This window comes from Stappia stellulata (assembly GCF_020176715.1).
Taxonomy (GTDB): domain Bacteria; phylum Pseudomonadota; class Alphaproteobacteria; order Rhizobiales; family Stappiaceae; genus Stappia.
In genome coordinates this window covers 1-16,105 of record NZ_JAIVMF010000020.1, presented here as the reverse complement: position 1 = coordinate 16,105, position 16,105 = coordinate 1, and the positions used below count along the sequence as shown (strand labels likewise).

General features: G+C 65.7%; 13 protein-coding genes and 1 pseudogene. 7 read left to right on the top strand and 7 right to left on the bottom strand.

Annotated elements, in window-relative coordinates; translation table 11 throughout:
* Positions 1-27: 27 nt before the first annotated feature.
* The 4 genes from LC092_RS18310 to LC092_RS18295 all read right to left on the bottom strand — a co-directional run bounded on the left by LC092_RS18310 (position 28) and on the right by LC092_RS18295 (position 3,613).
* Positions 28-687, bottom strand: a complete 660-nt coding sequence (locus tag LC092_RS18310; protein WP_224808884.1) for a ribonuclease HII — start codon at positions 685-687, stop codon at positions 28-30.
* Between the two features lie 81 nt (positions 688-768).
* Positions 769-1,911 carry a PA0069 family radical SAM protein gene (locus LC092_RS18305; protein WP_412103607.1) on the bottom strand — a complete coding sequence of 381 codons (1,143 nt, stop codon included), beginning with the start codon at positions 1,909-1,911 and terminating at the stop codon, positions 769-771.
* A gap of 166 nt (positions 1,912-2,077) precedes the next feature.
* Entirely contained in the window at positions 2,078-2,311 is a 234-nt protein-coding gene (locus LC092_RS18300; protein WP_224808883.1) for an EF-hand domain-containing protein, read from the bottom strand.
* Between the two features lie 315 nt (positions 2,312-2,626).
* Entirely contained in the window at positions 2,627-3,613 is a 987-nt protein-coding gene (locus tag LC092_RS18295) for a helix-turn-helix domain-containing protein (protein WP_224808882.1), read from the bottom strand.
* Positions 3,614-3,811: 198 nt separating this feature from the next.
* Here LC092_RS18295 and LC092_RS18290 point away from each other — a divergent pair, with 198 nt between their 5' ends.
* From LC092_RS18290 to LC092_RS18280, 3 genes are all read left to right on the top strand, one after another.
* The gene (locus LC092_RS18290; RefSeq protein WP_224808881.1) at positions 3,812-5,749 is read left to right on the top strand and encodes a methyl-accepting chemotaxis protein; all 1,938 of its coding nucleotides are present in this window, start codon (positions 3,812-3,814) and stop codon (positions 5,747-5,749) included.
* Positions 5,750-6,032: 283 nt separating this feature from the next.
* Positions 6,033-6,533: a cupin domain-containing protein gene (locus tag LC092_RS18285; RefSeq protein WP_224808880.1), complete on the top strand. Its 501-nt coding sequence runs from the start codon at positions 6,033-6,035 to the stop codon at positions 6,531-6,533.
* A gap of 71 nt (positions 6,534-6,604) precedes the next feature.
* On the top strand, positions 6,605-8,131 hold the full coding sequence (locus LC092_RS18280) for a flavin-containing monooxygenase (protein WP_224808879.1): 1,527 nt from the start codon (positions 6,605-6,607) through the stop codon (positions 8,129-8,131).
* Between the two features lie 291 nt (positions 8,132-8,422).
* Here the strand turns inward: LC092_RS18280 and LC092_RS18275 are convergent, their stop codons facing one another.
* Together LC092_RS18275 and moaB are read right to left on the bottom strand one after the other, a co-directional pair.
* Positions 8,423-9,391 (bottom strand): MBL fold metallo-hydrolase, encoded by a 969-nt coding sequence (locus tag LC092_RS18275; protein WP_224808878.1) that lies wholly within the window; start codon positions 9,389-9,391, stop codon positions 8,423-8,425.
* Positions 9,392-9,507: 116 nt separating this feature from the next.
* Entirely contained in the window at positions 9,508-10,065 is a 558-nt protein-coding gene (moaB, locus tag LC092_RS18270) for a molybdenum cofactor biosynthesis protein B (protein WP_224808877.1), read from the bottom strand.
* Positions 10,066-10,198: 133 nt separating this feature from the next.
* Between moaB and LC092_RS18265 the strand changes: the two genes are divergently transcribed.
* From LC092_RS18265 to LC092_RS18255, 3 genes are all read left to right on the top strand, one after another.
* A complete protein-coding gene (locus LC092_RS18265) occupies positions 10,199-10,861 on the top strand; it encodes a ceramidase domain-containing protein (protein WP_224808876.1) in 663 nt (220 codons plus the stop codon).
* 81 nt (positions 10,862-10,942) lie between these two features.
* The gene (locus LC092_RS18260; RefSeq protein WP_224808875.1) at positions 10,943-13,258 is read left to right on the top strand and encodes an NADP-dependent malic enzyme; all 2,316 of its coding nucleotides are present in this window, start codon (positions 10,943-10,945) and stop codon (positions 13,256-13,258) included.
* A 97-nt stretch (positions 13,259-13,355) separates the two neighbouring features.
* Positions 13,356-13,913, top strand: a complete 558-nt coding sequence (locus LC092_RS18255) for a flavodoxin domain-containing protein (protein WP_224808873.1) — start codon at positions 13,356-13,358, stop codon at positions 13,911-13,913.
* Positions 13,914-14,009: 96 nt separating this feature from the next.
* On the opposite strand, the gene LC092_RS18250 is transcribed toward LC092_RS18255, so the two are convergent.
* Positions 14,010-15,689 (bottom strand): electron transfer flavoprotein-ubiquinone oxidoreductase, encoded by a 1,680-nt coding sequence (locus LC092_RS18250; protein ID WP_224808871.1) that lies wholly within the window; start codon positions 15,687-15,689, stop codon positions 14,010-14,012.
* A 177-nt stretch (positions 15,690-15,866) separates the two neighbouring features.
* On the opposite strand from LC092_RS18250, the pseudogene LC092_RS18245 reads away from it, so the two are divergent.
* Positions 15,867-16,105, top strand: a pseudogene (locus LC092_RS18245) (hypothetical protein); the annotation flags it as partial.

Genomic DNA, 16,105 nt, shown 5'->3' with positions numbered 1-16,105 from the left:
CGGGCCGCCTTTTTCGTATCTGGCGTCCTAGTCGGGATCGAGTGTTGCGCGCACGGGCCGAAAACTCACCCGGTGCAGCGGGCAGGGACCGGCCGCGGTCAGCGCGGCTGCGTGTGCTGCGGTGCCATAGCCCTTGTGTCCGGCAAAGCCGTAGTCCGGCCAGTGTTCGCCCATCTTCGCCATCAACCGGTCGCGCGCCGTCTTGGCGACGATCGAGGCGGCGGCGATGCACAGAATGCGCGCGTCGCCCTTGATCGCCGATTGCCCGGAGCAGGGAAGACCCGGGGGCACGTCCCGCCCGTCGATCAGGCAGGCCGAGGGCGTTCGGGCAAGGCCCGCCGCCGCCCGGGCCATGGCGTCCAGCGTTGCGGCGCGGATGTTGCGGAGGTCGATGGTCCGCGGCGCGGCAAAGGCCAGCGCCACCTCGGCGCTTTCCAGGATCTCGTCATGCAGCCGCTCGCGCTCCGCCGGTTTGAGCGCCTTGGAATCGGCGAGCCCCGACGGAAGATTGTCATAATCGAGAATGACGGCGGCGCAGGCGACGGGGCCCGCCCAGGGGCCGCGTCCGGCTTCGTCGATCCCGGCAAGGGCGCCGCCGAACCGGTCCGCCAGCGCGCGTTCGCTCCTGGGATCGAGGCGGTGGGGCAGGTCCAGCGCCATGTCGGCGTGAAGGGTAAAGCGCATCATGCCCGCATGGTTTCAGCCTTTGCCGGAACCGGCAAGGCCGGGACTTCGCCGGTGCGGCGCGATCCCCCGCAAACTGCGGCTTCAGAACAGGTTGAGCTGAACGCCGCCGGCCTGCGGCGGACTGAAGAGCTCGGATGTCAGTGACCGCCTCCGGCTGTTCATGCCGATCCGCTTGCAGGCAAGCGAGAAGCGGTTCGCCAGCTGTTTGGCATAGGGACCGTCGCCGCGCATGCGCTTGCCCCATTGCGCGTCGTAATCCTTGCCGCCGCGCATCGAGCGGATCAGGTTCATCACATGCCGGTAGCTGTCCGGCCGGTGCCGGAGCAGCCAGTCGCGAAACAGCGGGCTGACCTCGATGGGCAGCCGCAGCAGGATGTAACCGGCTTCGCGCGCGCCGTGCTCGTGGGCGGCTTCCAGAATGCGCTCCATTTCATGGTCGGTGAGGGCCGGGATCACCGGCGCGACCATCACGGTTGCCGGAATGCCGGCCTCCGACAGGCCCCTGAGCGCGGCGAGGCGGCGCGACGGCGTTGCCGCGCGCGGTTCCATCGTGCGGGCAAGCTTGCGGTCCAGCGTGGTGATGGACAGCGCGACCTTGGCCAGCCCGCGCTCGGCCATGGGTGCCAGAATGTCGATGTCGCGCAGTACCAGCGCTGACTTGGTGACGATGCCGACCGGATGGTTGCAGCGCGCCAGCACCGTGAGGATCTCGCGCATCACGCCCCGGTCTCGTTCGATCGGCTGATAGGGGTCGGTGTTGGTACCGATGGCGATGGTGCGCGGCTTGTAGCCGGGTTTGGAGAGTTCGCGCTCCAGCAGTTCCGCCGCATTGGGCTTGACGGTCAGGCGGGTCTCGAAATCGAGGCCGGGCGACAGTCCGGCATAGGCGTGGCTTGGTCGCGCGAAACAATAGACGCAGCCGTGCTCGCAGCCCCGATAGGGATTGATCGAGCGGTCGAAGGAAATGTCCGGCGATTCGTTGCGGGTGATGATGGTGCGGGCGCGTTCCTCCTGCACCTGCGTCTTGAGCACGGGGATGTCGTCGAGCGTCCCCCAGCCGTCATCGAAGGCCTCGCAGCTTTCCCGCTCGAAACGTCCCGCCATGTTGAGTCCCGCGCCGCGGCCCCTGGCGCCGCGAATGTCGCCAGTGGGTTTCGTGCCCGGCTCGGGTGGGGTGAGGTTGCCGGTTTGGCCGGAAACAGGCGTGTGCTGGGAGGCGCGCATTGCTGTTCCATTCCTGAGGAATCAGACCCGACGAACGGGACGGAATAGAACATATCAGGAACATAAAGCGCTGAAAAGCGGTGTCCGCGCCAACGGGTGAGGCCACCCCGTTTCCATGAAACGGGGTGGCCACCAGGGCAAATGGGAGAAGATTCAGCGAAAAGGATCAGCCGTCGGACTTGGAGGTTGCGGCGGCGAATTCCTCTTCCGACAGCGTGCCGTTGGCATCGGTGTCGGCTTCGGTGTAGGCCTCCATCGTCATGTCGGGCATGGTCGCCGTGACCTCGGCGTAGGTCAGCTCGCCGTTCTGGTCGACATCCAGCTCCGCGAAGCTCGCAGCTTGGGCGACTGCGGCGGTGGCAAAGGTCAGGGCCGCAAGGGTTGCGAGTGTCTTCTTCATGGGTTCAGCCTCCGTTGTTCATCTTCAAGACGGCCTTTCCGGCAGTGCCGGGGCAAGGCCGCCTGCGGACGACCTCTCGCCGTCCACGAGAAACAAGATCGGCTCCGATAGTGGTTGATAGATGAAAACGGCAGGGAAATATTTTGGAAAGATCATGTCACTCCAAAGACAGGGCAAAATATAGAAAGAATTCGTCGTAAATTATGGCATATTCGTATTTTATTTCATGAATATGGTGATTGTTGAGATTATGAAATGATATGATAAGTAAAAATTGCCACAATGGGCGATAATTTCGCAAGATAAGAGAAGTGGTTACTTTCGGCGCTTCAGTGTATCGCTCGGGCGTTCGCCGAAGGCGGCGCGATAGGCACTCGCCGCCCGGCCCAGATGGGCAAAGCCGCAGGCGTGGACCAGCTCGGTTACGCTGTCGTCGCCGGAGCCCGCCAGCAGGCGCTCGCGCAACAGCGCAAGGCGCCGGCCTTGCACGGCCTCGGTCAGCGTTTCGCCGCGATGGGTCTTGAAGGCCGCCTGCAGCGCGCGCGGCGAGCAGCCGCAATGCCGGGCGAGGGCGGCAAGGTCGAGCGGCTGGTCGATATGGGCGTCGATATGCTCCAGCGCGGCGGCGATCCGTCGCGGCGGCGCCGGCTGGTCCTGGCCCGGCCCGCCGACAAGAGCCGTGCGCCGGTCGCTGTCATGCTGCCAGAGCAGCGTATGGCCGATGGCCTCGCCGATCCGGCGCAGCAGATCTGCGTCGTCGGCGCCGGTGTCCTGCGCCAGCCGGGCCAGATGCGCGACCTGGCTGGCGATGCTGCGGCCGGGTTCGCGGTCGAGCGGCATGAGCGGCGCGAACACGATCTCGTCGACCTCGCGCCCGAGATAGGCGGCGATGGTGCGTTCCAGCGGCGCGCGGTCGAGCATCAGGATCAACTGCCCGCAGGACGCCCGCCAGCGCATCTGCGCCGGGCGCGTCGGCGACAGCAGCGAGGCGGCGCGTCCGGGGCGCGTCTCGGTGATCTCGCGGCCGCAGGCGATGTCGGCGCCGCCACGCAAGGGGATCTGCAACAGGAAGAAGCGCTCCAGGCATCCCGGGTCGATTTCGACATCTCCGCCATAGGCGACATAGTTGATCGACCCGCCGGGGAACCGCCGGCTGTTGTGAACGGCGGAAAATGTCTGCGCCCGATCGAGCGGCGTCAGCCGGTGTTCGCAGAAAATGCGCCCGACCTGTTCGGCGGCCTGCGAGACGTCGCGGGTCGCGACCTTCGCATGGCCTGAAAGCGGCATCGCAGTGCCCGTCATTCCTACCCTTGCATTCTCTGGAATCGGGCGTTTGCTGCCCTGGTTCTTGCGCGCAGCATAGCATGGAAAGCGGAAGCGTTTCAGTCTTCCCTATAGTCATATTTTAATACTTGAATGTGAACTTGGCTTTCAGGTCCTGGATTCGACCTGTGCGGCCACGCCGCAAGCGGGCATTCCCTGTGCACTCGGAGACGAAGAATGAAGACGATCCGCGCTCGATTGACGTTCGTTATCCTCGGTCTGGCTTTGCTGGGATCCGCTTCGGTCTTCGTCCTCTCCCAATGGGTCGCGGCGGACCTGACCGAAACGGCCCTTCACCGCGAGGTGACCAACGCCAAGCAGCAGCTCAAGGCCAAGATCGCTGCGGAAAGCCGGCAGGCCCTGCTTCTGGCCAAGGTGGTTGCCGGTCAGACGGGCGTCCAGGAGAAGTTCGCCGCGCGCGACCGCGACGGCCTCGCCGAAGAATTCGTCTCCGGCTTCGCGGAGTTGAAGACGGACTATGGCATCCGCCAGTTCCAGTTCCATCTGCCACCGGCGCAATCCTTCCTGCGCGTTCACAAGCCGGAGAAATTCGGCGACGACCTCTCCGGTTTCCGCAACACCGTGGTTGAGACCAACACCAGGGGAGCCGTCATTTCGGGACTGGAAAAGGGCGTTGCCGGCATCGGCAATCGCGGCGTGGTCCCGATCACCCGCGACGGGCTCGCTCTCGGTTCGGTGGAATTCGGTCTCGGCTTCCATGATCTTTTCGTCGCCGATTTCACCAGCCAGAGCGGATATCCGCTGGCGATCCTGAGGGACGGCGAGAGCGGGGCGGAAGTGATCGGCTCGCAATTGCCGGAGGGCATGGACCCGCTCGCGATGGTCGAGGCAACGGCGAACGGAGGGATCGTCGACGCAAGCGGCCGCTACTTTGTCGACCGGGTCGCAATCGAGGACTTTTCCGGCAATCCGATCGCCACGGCGATCATCGGCGTCGACCAGAGCGCCTATCAGGCGATCGCCGGATCGGCCCGCACGCTCGGCATCGGCGTGAGCCTCTTCCTGCTGGCGATTGCCGGGGGAACGCTTGTCTTCGCAAGCTGCTGCATCTTCTCGCCGCTGCGCACCGTCACCTCCCAGATCATGGAACTGGCCGGCGGCAATGCGGATCTCGCGATCAAGGGCATCGACCGGCCGGACGAGGTCGGCGACATCGCCCGCGCCGTTTCCGTATGTTGCGAGAACCGCAAGGAGCAGGACCGTCTCGAGGCGCAGCAGGCCAGCGACCGCGCGACGCGCCAGCAGAGCCAGGAGCAGGTCAGGGCTCTGATCGAGGGGTTCAAGGAGACCTCCCAGGATCTGCTGGCGGCCGTCGACCGGGCGAATGCAAGCCTGGAGGCGACGGCGGGAACGCTCGATCAGGTGGCAACCTCGAGCGCCGGGCAGGCGAGGCAAGCCGCCGGCGCCTCGCATGACGCCTCGGAGAACGTCCAGTCGATTGCCAGCGGGACGGAGGAACTTGCCTCCTCCATCCACGAAATCTCGCAGCAGATCGGGCGCACCACCGAGATCGTCACCCAGGCAACCGACGGCGTGCGCGCCACCAACGACAAGATCGCCGGACTGGCGCTCTCCGCCAGCAAGATCGGCGAGGTCGTCACGCTTATTCGGGCAATCGCGGAACAGACCAACCTGTTGGCGCTCAATGCCACCATCGAGGCGGCGCGGGCAGGCGAGGCCGGCAAGGGCTTTGCGGTCGTGGCAGCGGAAGTGAAGGACCTGGCGACCCAGACCTCCAAGGCGACCGAGGAGATCTCCTCGCAGATCGCCGAGATCCAGTCGTCGACAGACGACGCGGTCAAGGCCATCGGTGCCATCGCCGGCACGATGAGCGAGGTGAACGAGTACACCGGAGCGATTGCCGCCTCCGTCGTCCAGCAGGGCGCGGCCACCAACGAGATCAACGCCAACGTCCAGAATGCGGCCTCCAGAACCCAGTCCGTGGTGGCAAGCATCGGCGAGCTCGACAATGCGGTCGGCGAGACCACGCGCTCCGCGGCCTCGGTCCTGGGCGCAACGCGCGAGGCCTTCGAAAGCACGGGCCGCCTGCGCACGGAAATCCAGACGTTCCTGAAAGGCGTGACCGCGGCCTGATCCAGCCTTGTCTCGTCTTTATTGATGTTGCGCAGCGGCACGGATTTTCCGCGGTGCAGCATCGTTTTTCTCTCCAGATTCGCAACAATCCTGCGCCGGATGGACAGGCGCGTCGCTCAGCGGATAGACGCGCAGGCCCATTCTCCGCTCTCCTCACTGTCGCAGGATCGCGGTCCTGACGAAAACGAACCGGCGATGCGCCGCGACATGGCGCACGAGAAAACAAAGCCCGGTCCAGAGGACGATCCGCGCGATGTCGCGCGCGAAATTTCGGGAGAGAGCAATGAAGAAATCCATCGCCAACATGGTCCAGGTGTGCACCGAACCCGGCATCACGCCGGCCGGCACCGGCATCGAGCAGGTCGAGTGGAGCATCCTCGGCCATACCTACTGGCTGAAGTCGGAGGGCGAGAGCTGCTTCTGCTTCGAGACCCTCGATCCGCCGGGCACCTTCGTGCCGCCGCATATCCATCCGACCCAGGACGAGTTCATCTATGTGCTGGAAGGCCGTTTCGACCTCTATCTCGACGGCCAGCATCATCAGGCCAATGCCGGCGATCTGGTGCGTATGCCGATGGGTATCCCGCACGGCTACTACAATCTGACGGACCAGACCGCGCGCGGTCTGTTCTGGGTCAGCCCGGCGCGGCGCCTGCGCGAGCTCTTCGACAATCTGCACAATCTGGGCGACCCGGAAGAGGTGGTGCGCCAGTCCGCCATGCGCGAGGTGAACTTCCTCTCTCCCGATGAAATGGCCTTCGACCCGCTCTCCCTGAAGGGCTGATCCTTCGGGTCACCTGGTGGTCCTGTCGTCGCGGCGGGGCCACCCTTTTTCGAGGCTTCAGGAGAGACGATATGGTCAAGCGCAAGCGGGTCTGCGTCATCGGCGCAGGCGTGAGCGGACTTGCGTCCGCGCAAGCCTTCAGGGACCGGGGACACGACGTCACGGTGCTGGAGCGCAGCCACGATCTGGGTGGCGTATGGGAGCCGTCCAGGTCCTATCCGGGGATCAAGACGCAAAGCCCCAAGGATCTCTATCGCTATGTCGGCATGGCGATGCCCGACGACTACCCCGAATGGCCGTCGGGCCGGCAGGTCTATGAGTATCTGCGCGCCTTCGCGACGGCCAAGGGCCTGTTGCCGCTGATCCGCTTCGGTCATGCCGTGCGGGCCATGGCGCGCAAGCCGGACGGCGGCTGGCGATTGACGGTCGACACCCCCGACGAAGGGGCCGCCGATCTGGTCTTCGACTTCGTCGTGGTTGCCAGCGGCACCTTCAGCGACAAGAACGTCCTCACCCACCCCGGACAGGACGGCTTCGAATATGCCGGCGGCACGGTGCTGCATTCGTGCGAATACACCGATCCGGCGCTGGTGCGGGGCAAGAAGGTGGTGGTGCTCGGCTTTTCCAAATCCGCCACCGATGTCGCCGTCAACGCGGTGCGCGAGGGTGCCGACGAGGTCACCATCGTCTATCTGGAGCCGGTCTGGCGGGTGCCCTACAAGTTCGCGGGTCTCGTCAACTTCAAGCGCATCCTCTATTGCCGCGCGTCGGAAAGCATGTTCCCGCCCTGGGGCATGGGGGCGGCCGGCAAGCTGGCGCATGCGCTTGCCAAACCGCTGGTCTGGGCGAATTGGCGCGGGCTGGAAACGCTGCTCAACCTCCAGTTCGGGCTGAAGAAGCTGGGCCTGCGCCCGAAAAAGCCCATCGAGGAGACGATCTCCTGCGGTCTGCCGATCGCGACCGAAGGGTTCTTCAAGTTCCTCAAGGAGGGCCGGATCAAGGCGGTGCAAGGCACCATCGACCACTATGAGGACGGCGATGTCGTGCTCACCGGCGGGGAGCGGATTGCGGCCGATGTGGTGGTGCAGGCTGTCGGCTGGAAGCTCGGCATTCCCTATCTGGGCGCGGACGAAAAGCGCGCGCTGATCGAGGAGGACGGCCAGTACAAGCTCTACCGGCTGATCGTCAATCCGCAGATCCCCGATCTCGGCTTCGTCGGCTTCAACTCGTCCTTCGCCACGGTGCTGACCAGCAACATCGCCGCGGAATGGCTGGTGCGTTTCGCGGATGGCAAGCTTGCCCGTCAGCCGAAGGCGGCCGAGATGGACGGCTGGATCGCGCGTCATCTCACATGGCGGCGCAAGGAACGTCCCGCCGCCGGCGTCTACGGCGGCCTGTGCTCCGCGCCCTATCATTTCCGCCATCTCGACGAGCTTCTGGCCGACATGGGCGCGCGCAAGCGGCGCAAGGCGAACCCGCTCGCTGAGACCTTCCTGCCGCCCGATGCGGACGCCTATGCCAGCTATCTGGCAAGCGTGCCGGACTACACCATCGACGCGGAGCCGGCGACGGCAGAGCGGGTCGCGGCGGCCGGTTGAGGCAGGGGAAACCCGGGTCGGCAGGAAAAAGCCCCGGGCGGTGTGCCCGGGGCTTAGGTGTGATGACAAACAGCAACGGATCGTCCTCCCGGCCGAATGCAATGAGAGCCGGGATCGGAGAGGCACCGCCTGTCGGCGTCTCTTCGTCGAAGAAGTCTGGGCTTTTGGCTCTCCGATACCGGGTCGCGTTGGCGCTTGCCCGGTATGACGCCTGGAGAAACGCCACCTTTGTCAGCAAGTTGGCCCCGGGCGCATGGCCCGGGGCTTTTCGTTTGCGGGTGCCTTGGTCGATCAGACCTTGAACTGGTAGGAGGCGGGCAGCCAGCGGTAGCCGCCGCCGCGCGTGTCGATGTAGCCGATGGCCGGGAAGGGCATGTGATAGCCGGTCACGGGCACCTTGTCGGCGGAGACCATGTCGAAGACGCGCTTGCGGGTCGCGGCCGCCTTTTCCTTGTCCATGTCGAAACGCACATGCCAGTCGGGACGCTGGATCGAGGCGACGAAATGGTTGGCGACATCGCCCCAGATCAGCAGGCGCTGGCCGGCGCTTTCGATGTGATAGGACATGTGGCCCGGCGTGTGGCCGGAGGTGTCCATGCCGGTGATGCCGGTGACGACGTCGGCGCCGTCGCCGATGAAGGTCATTTTGTCGGCCATCGGCGTCACATTCGACTGGACGAGCTTGGCGACCCGTTCGGTCGGGCCGGTGAGCTTGTCCTCGCCCGACCAGAAGTCGTATTCGGCCTGGCCGGTGACATAGCGCGCATTCGGGAACGTCGGAGTGCCACCGGTCATCAGCCCGCCGATGTGGTCGGGGTGCATGTGGGTGATCACCACGATGTCGATCTGCTCGGGCGTGTAGCCGGCAGCGGCCAGTTGCTGCGTCAGCGAGCCGGCGTCGCCGCCAAGGCCGGTGTCGAACAGGACGAGCTCGGAGCCGGTGTTGACCACGACCGGCGTGAAGACGAATTCGGTGCGCGTCGGCGGCAGGAAGTTTTCTTCCATCAAGGCGGCAACGGCATCCGCTTCCTGGTTCTGGCCGAAGATCGGATGCGGACCGTCGGAACCGCGCTGGCCGTCAAGCAGGGTGGTGATCTCGAACTCGCCAAGCTTGATGCGGTTGAAGGTGGCGCTCGAGGCGCCCATCAGCGGGGCCTCCGCAAAGGACGGCGTGGCGGACGTCAGGATGGCGGGCGCGGCGAGCGTCGTGGTGGCGGCGCCGGCCAGAACCGCCCGGCGGCTAAGCGAAAAGTGGCTCATAGGATCAATCCTCCCTCTTGGAGATGCGACATATGTGTCGAAGCTGCCATGTAGCCGGGAACGGCGAGGGGGGAAGCTGCGTTCACGAAAGCGTGACCGCCTTGGCGCGCCGGACCTCAGGCCTGCTGGAGCTTGCCGCGCTTCAGATGCTCGTCGAGCCGGGGCAGGATCTCCACGAAATTGCAGGGCATGTGCCGGTAGTCGAGCTGCCACTTGAGGATCCCGTCCCAGGCGTCCTTGCAGGCGCCGGGCGATCCCGGCAGGACGAAGATATAGGTGGCGTTGGCGACCCCGCCGGTCGCGCGCGACTGGATGGTCGAGGTGCCGATCTTGTCATAGGAGATGCGGTGGAACACCTCCGAGAAGCCGTCCATGCGCTTCTCGAACAGCGGTTCGATCGCCTCCGGTGTCACGTCGCGTCCTGTGAAGCCGGTGCCGCCGGTGGAAATGACCACGTCGACGTCGGCGGAAGCGATCCAGCGGTTCACGACCTCGCGGATCGCCTCCACGTCGTCGGTGGCGATGGCGCGGTCGGCGAGCCGGTGCCCGGCCTCCGTCAGCCGGTTGACCAGCGTGTCGCCGGAGCGGTCGTCGCCGGGCGTGCGCGTGTCGGAGACCGTGAGGACGGCAATGCGCAAGGGAATGAACGGGCGGCTGTCATCAATGCGATGCATGGGTCTGATTTCCCTTCCTCCAGGAGGCCTTTGCGGCCGACAATAGGCCGGGCTCCGGCAACTGGCCAGTGGTTGTGTCGGCCCCTTTGGTCGCAGGGGCGCGCCTGCAACGGGATGTCTGCGGAGATCGAGGATGGACTGGACGGCAGCGGTCGACGCCTATTGCGAGCGGATCGGACCGGCGTTTTGGGCAGAACCCGTGAACGCGCTGACCAATGCGGCCTTTCTCGTGGCGGCCTTTTGGGCGCTGCGGCAGTGGCAGCGTCAGCCGCGACGGGATGGCGCGGCCCTCGCGCTGATCCTCGTGGTCGCGCTTGTCGGGATCGGCTCCTTTCTGTTCCATACGCTCGCCACGCGCTGGGCGGGGCTTGCAGATGTCGTTCCGATCGCGGTGTTCATTCATCTGTATTTCTTCTTCGCGATGCGGCGCGTCCTTGCGCTGCGGCCCTGGCCCTCGGCTGCCCTCACGCTGGGCTTTTTCATCGCCGGACTGGCGCTTGGACCCCAGCTTGGCCGGCTGCTCGGCTCCTCGGGCGGCTATGCGCCGGCAGCGCTCGCCATCTTTGCCGTGGCCCTTGTCGCGCGCTGGCGCGCGCCCGCGCTGGCCGTGCCGCTTGCCGGCGTTGGCGTGCTGTTCCTGATTTCGCTTGCCTTCAGAACGGGTGATATGCTGGTTTGCCCGTCTTTCCCAACGGGCACGCATTTCGTATGGCATTGCCTGAATGCGGCGGTTTTGTACCTGTTGATTCGCATCCTGATGCGCGCGTCCCGGCCACCCGCCGCAATGGGGGCATGACCGCACGCCGATGTGGCGATAGGCTGCACCGACTGCCCTTTGCCCGAACTGACACAGCCCGCCAGCCGCAAGTGGATCCCCATGACCAAGAAGCCGACCGCCCACCCGTCTCCCAGCGAACTCGATGAAGCGGCGCTTTTCTACCACCGCTATCCGCATCCCGGGAAACTGGAGATCCAGGCGACCAAGCCGCTCGGCAACCAGCGCGACCTGGCGCTGGCCTATTCGCCGGGCGTCGCGGCGCCCTGCATGGAGATCGCGCGCGACCCCGCGCTTGCCGCCGACTACACCGCCCGCAGCAATCTCGTCGGGGTGATCTCCAACGGCACGGCGGTTCTGGGGCTGGGTGCCATTGGTCCGCTCGCCTCCAAGCCGGTGATGGAGGGCAAGGCTGTGCTCTTCAAGAAGTTCGCCGGGATCGACGTGTTCGACATCGAGGTCGACGAACTGGATGTCGAACGTTTCGTCGATGCCGTCGCCGTGCTCGAGCCGACCTTCGGCGGCATCAACCTGGAAGACATCAAGGCGCCCGAGTGCTTCATGATCGAGCGCGACCTGCGCGCGCGCATGAACATCCCCGTGTTCCACGACGACCAGCACGGCACGGCGATCATCGTCGCGGCGGCGGTGATGAACGCGCTGGAACTGGCCGGCAAGGACATCGCCAAGGCCAAGATCGTCGCATCGGGCGCGGGGGCTGCGGCGCTCGCCTGCCTCAACCTGCTGTGCGCGTTGGGCGCCAGCCGGGAAAACGTCTTCGTCACCGACATCGAAGGTGTCGTCTACAAGGGCCGCGAGGCGCTGATGGACGAGTGGAAGTCCGTCTTCGCGCAGGAGACCGACGCGCGCACGCTCGCCGAGGTCATCCCCGGCGCCGACGTGTTCCTGGGTCTTTCGGCCGCCGGCGTGCTTAAGCCGGAGATGGTCGCCGCCATGGCGGACAAGCCGCTGATCCTGGCGCTCGCCAACCCGCGCCCCGAGATCATGCCGGAGGACGCGCTTGCCGTGCGCGACGACGTGATGATGTGCACGGGCCGCTCCGACTATCCCAACCAGGTCAACAATGTCCTGTGCTTCCCCTATATATTCCGCGGCGCGCTCGATGCCGGCGCGACGACGATCAACGAGGAAATGAAGCTCGCCGCCGTCAAGGCGATCGCCGAGCTTGCCCGCGAGGAACCGTCCGAGGTCGCGGCCCGCGCCTATGGCGGCGTCAGCGAGACCTTCGGCCCGAAATACCTGATCCCGTCGCCCTTCGACCAGCGGCTGATCCTGCGGATCGCGCCGGCGGTGGCCCGCGCGGCGATGGAGACGGGCGTCGCTGCCCGTCCGATCACCGATTTCGAGGCCTACAACGACCGGCTGAACCGGTTTGTTTTCCGCTCCGGCCTGATCATGAAGCCGGTGATCGCGGCGGCGCGCGAAAGCCAGACCCGCATCATCTATTCCAACGGCGAGGACGAGCGCGTGCTGCGCGCCGCCCAGGTGCTGATGGAGGACAAGCTGGCGCAGCCGATCCTGATCGGCCGTCCCTCGGTGATCGAGGCGCGCTGCGAGCGGTTCGGCCTCAGGATCCGCCCCGGTGTCGACTTCGAATGCACCAATCCGGAGGACGATCCGCGCTACCGCGACTATGTCGACACGCTCTTTGCGCTGCTCGGCCGGCGCGGCGTGACGCCGGAAGCCGCCCGCACCATGGTGCGCTCCAACACCACGGTGATCGGCGCCATCGCCCTGCACCGGGGCGAGGCGGATGCGCTGATCTGCGGGCTCGAGGGCCGCTATTCCAAACATCTGGCGGATGTCGCCGGCATCATCGGCACCGCGCCCGGCGTGCAGGATTTCTCGGCGCTGTCGCTCCTGATCAATTCCGGCGGCGCGACCTTCTTTACCGATACCTATGTGACGGTCGATCCGAGCGCGCGCGAGATCGCCGAGACGACGGTGCTGGCCGCCGAGGAGATCCGCCGTTTCGGCATCACGCCGCGTGCAGCGCTCCTGAGCGCATCGAACTTCGGCTCGCGCGACATGGCCTCGGCCGACAAGATGCGCGCGGCTCTGGAGATCCTGCGCAAGCTTGCCCCCGATCTCGAGGTCGATGGCGAGATGCACGGCGACAGCGCGCTGTCGCTGGCGATGCGCGAGCGGGTGATGCCGGATTCGCGCCTGACGGATCAGGCCAACCTGCTGGTCTTCCCCTCGCTCGATGCTGCCAATATCGCGCTCAACCTGGTGAAGGTGATGACCGACAGCCTGCATGTCGGGCCGATCCTGCTCGGCACGGCCAAGCCGGTGCATATCCTCACCCCCTCGGTGACCTCGCGCGGGGTGGTCAACATGTCCGCCTTCGCGGCGGTCGAGGCCTGCACGCGCAAGCGCGAGCTGCTCGCCGGTTGATTTGCCGGCTTTAGCCGGATCGCCTTGACTCCTGTCATGGAAGCGTCGTCACCTTGATGCACACTATGCGTGTGGTGGGCGCATTCAGGAGGCAGGCATGGCACATATCCTCGTGGTCTATGCCACGACCGAGGGGCAGACCCGCAAGATCGCGGACCGCGCGGCGTCCCGCATTCGCGCCGCCGGTCACGCGGTCACCCTGGTCGATGCGCGGGCGGCGGCGGCAACCGAGCTCGGCACCTTCGACGCCGCCCTTCTGGCCGCCTCGCTGCATGTGAAGCGTCACCAGCCGGAGATCGTCGAGTTCATCCGCAAGCAGCGCGCGCGGCTTGAACGCGTGCCGACCGCCTTCGTCTCGGTGAGCCTGTCGGCCTCCTCGTCGGACCGACAGGACCTCGACAATGCCCGCGCCGTGGTGGAGGAGATGTTCGACGAGGTCGACTGGGAGGCAAGCCTCGTGCATCTCGCCGCAGGCGCCGTCCACGACCGCCAGATGAATTTCCTCAAGCGTTGGATGATCCATCGCATCCTGCGCGAGAAGGGCGTGGAGATGGATCCCTCCGGCGACATGGAGTTCACCGACTGGCAGGCGCTCGACGTCTTCGTCGACACCTTCCTGGAGCGGTGCCGTCAGGCGGCCGGGGCCGTGGCCTGAGCACGATCCACCTGCCGCGACACGAAAACGCCCGCGCAACGGCTGTCGCGCGGGCGTCTTGGTGAGGGTTTGCAGCCGGTTGCCGGCGGCCGGGTCTCACATGTTCGGGTAGTTCGGTCCGCCAGCGCCTTCCGGCACGGTCCAGGTGATGTTGCCGTTCGGGTCCTTGATGTCGCAGGTCTTGCAGTGGACGCAGTTCTGCGCGTTGATCTGGAAGCGCGGCGCATCCGCGCCTTCCTCGATCCACTCGTAGACGCCGGCCGGGCAATAGCGGTTCGACGGCCCCGCGTAGACATCGTGTTCCGAGGTCTTCTGCAGCTTGTCGTCCTTCACCTTGAGGTGGATCGGCTGGTCCTCCTCATGGTTGGTGTTCGACAGGAACACGGAGGAGAGCTTGTCGAAGGACACCTCGCCGTCGGGCTTGGGATAGGCGATCGGCGTGTGCTTCGCCGCCGGCTCCAGGCTTTCCGCGTCGGTCTTGCCGTGTTTCAGCGTGCCGAAGAAGGATTTGCCGAAGAGCTCGTTGGTCCACATGTCGAGGCCGCCGAGCGCGATGCCCAGCACCGTGCCGAAGCGCGACCACAGCGGCTTGACGTTGCGCACCTTCTTCAGGTCCGCGCCGATCTCGCTCTCGCGCCAGGCGGTGTCGAAGGCGGAAAGCTCGGTGTTCGCCTCGCCGCGTGCCAGTGCGGCGGCGATTTCCTCGGCTGCGAGCATGCCCGACAGCATGGCGTTGTGCGAGCCCTTGATGCGCGGCACGTTGACGAAGCCGGCCGAGCAGCCGATCAGCAGGCCGCCGGGGAAGGAGAGCTTCGGGACCGACTGGAAGCCGCCCTCGGTGATCGCGCGCGCGCCGTAAGAGATGCGCTTGCCGCCCTCGAAGGTTTCGCGGATCGCCGGATGCGTCTTGAAGCGCTGGAACTCGTCGAAGGGCGAGAGATAGGGGTTCTTGTAGTTCAGGTGCAGCACGAAGCCGACCGCGACCTGATTGTCCTCCAGATGGTAGAGGAACGAGCCGCCGCCGGTCTTGTTGTCGAGCGGCCAGCCGAAGGAGTGCTGGACCAGTCCCGGGCGGTGCTTTGACGGATCGACCTGCCACAGTTCCTTGATGCCGATGCCGAACTTCGGCACGTCGCTGTCGGCATCGAGATTGAATTTCGCGATCAGCTCCTTGGCGAGCGACCCGCGCACGCCTTCGCCGATCAAGACGTATTTGCCGCGCAGCTCCATGCCGCGGGTGAAACTCGCGTTCGGCTTGCCGTCGCGCCCGACGCCCATGTCGCCGGTGGCGACGCCGACGACGCGTCCCTCGTCGTCATAGAGAACCTCGGCAGCGGCAAAGCCCGGATAGATCTCCACGCCGAGCGCTTCCGCCTTTTCGGCGAGCCAGCGGCAGACATTGCCGAGCGAGACGATGTAATTGCCGTGGTTGTTCATGAGTTTCGGCATGAACATGTTCGGCAGGCGGATCGAGCCGGCCGGGCCGAGCACCAGGAAATGGTCCGCCGTCACCGGGGTCTTGAACGGCGTGTCGCTTTCCTCGCGCCACTCCGGCAGCAGCTTGTCGACACCGACGGGGTCGATCACCGCGCCGGAGAGGATATGCGCGCCGACCTCCGAGCCCTTTTCCAGCACGACGACGGAGAGCTCCTCGCCCTTGTCGTTGGCGATCTGTTTCAGCCGGATCGCGGCGGACAGGCCGGCCGGGCCCGCTCCGACGATCACGACGTCGAAATCCATGCTTTCGCGTTCCGGAAGGGTTTCCGTTTCGCTCATACCTGTCTCCCCCGCAAATCCTCGATCCGTGTCACTCCGTTTCTGTTTAGTGCAGCGCGAAAGCCGCTGCAATGCGCATGCAAGACCAGATGTGACATTTCCCTTTACGTAAACGGAATAATCTACCCGTACCCTGTCTCCGTTGCGCCTTTCACCGGGATGCGGCACAACGGTCTCATGGAACCTGGCGACAGCAACGACCCGCATCCTTCCGGCGCCGAGCGCGCCCGCGCGCTTGAAGCGCTGCTCGACTTTTTTGTTGGCGCGGGCGCGGATGCCTGGATCGACACCGATCCGGTCGACGCCTTCGAGCTGTCGACGCGCCCGCTCGCGCGGGCGGCTCCCGTGTCGCCGGCCTCAGCGCCTGCGTCCGGGCCGGCGCAGCAGCCGGCGCGCCCCTCCGGGCACGCTGAGCC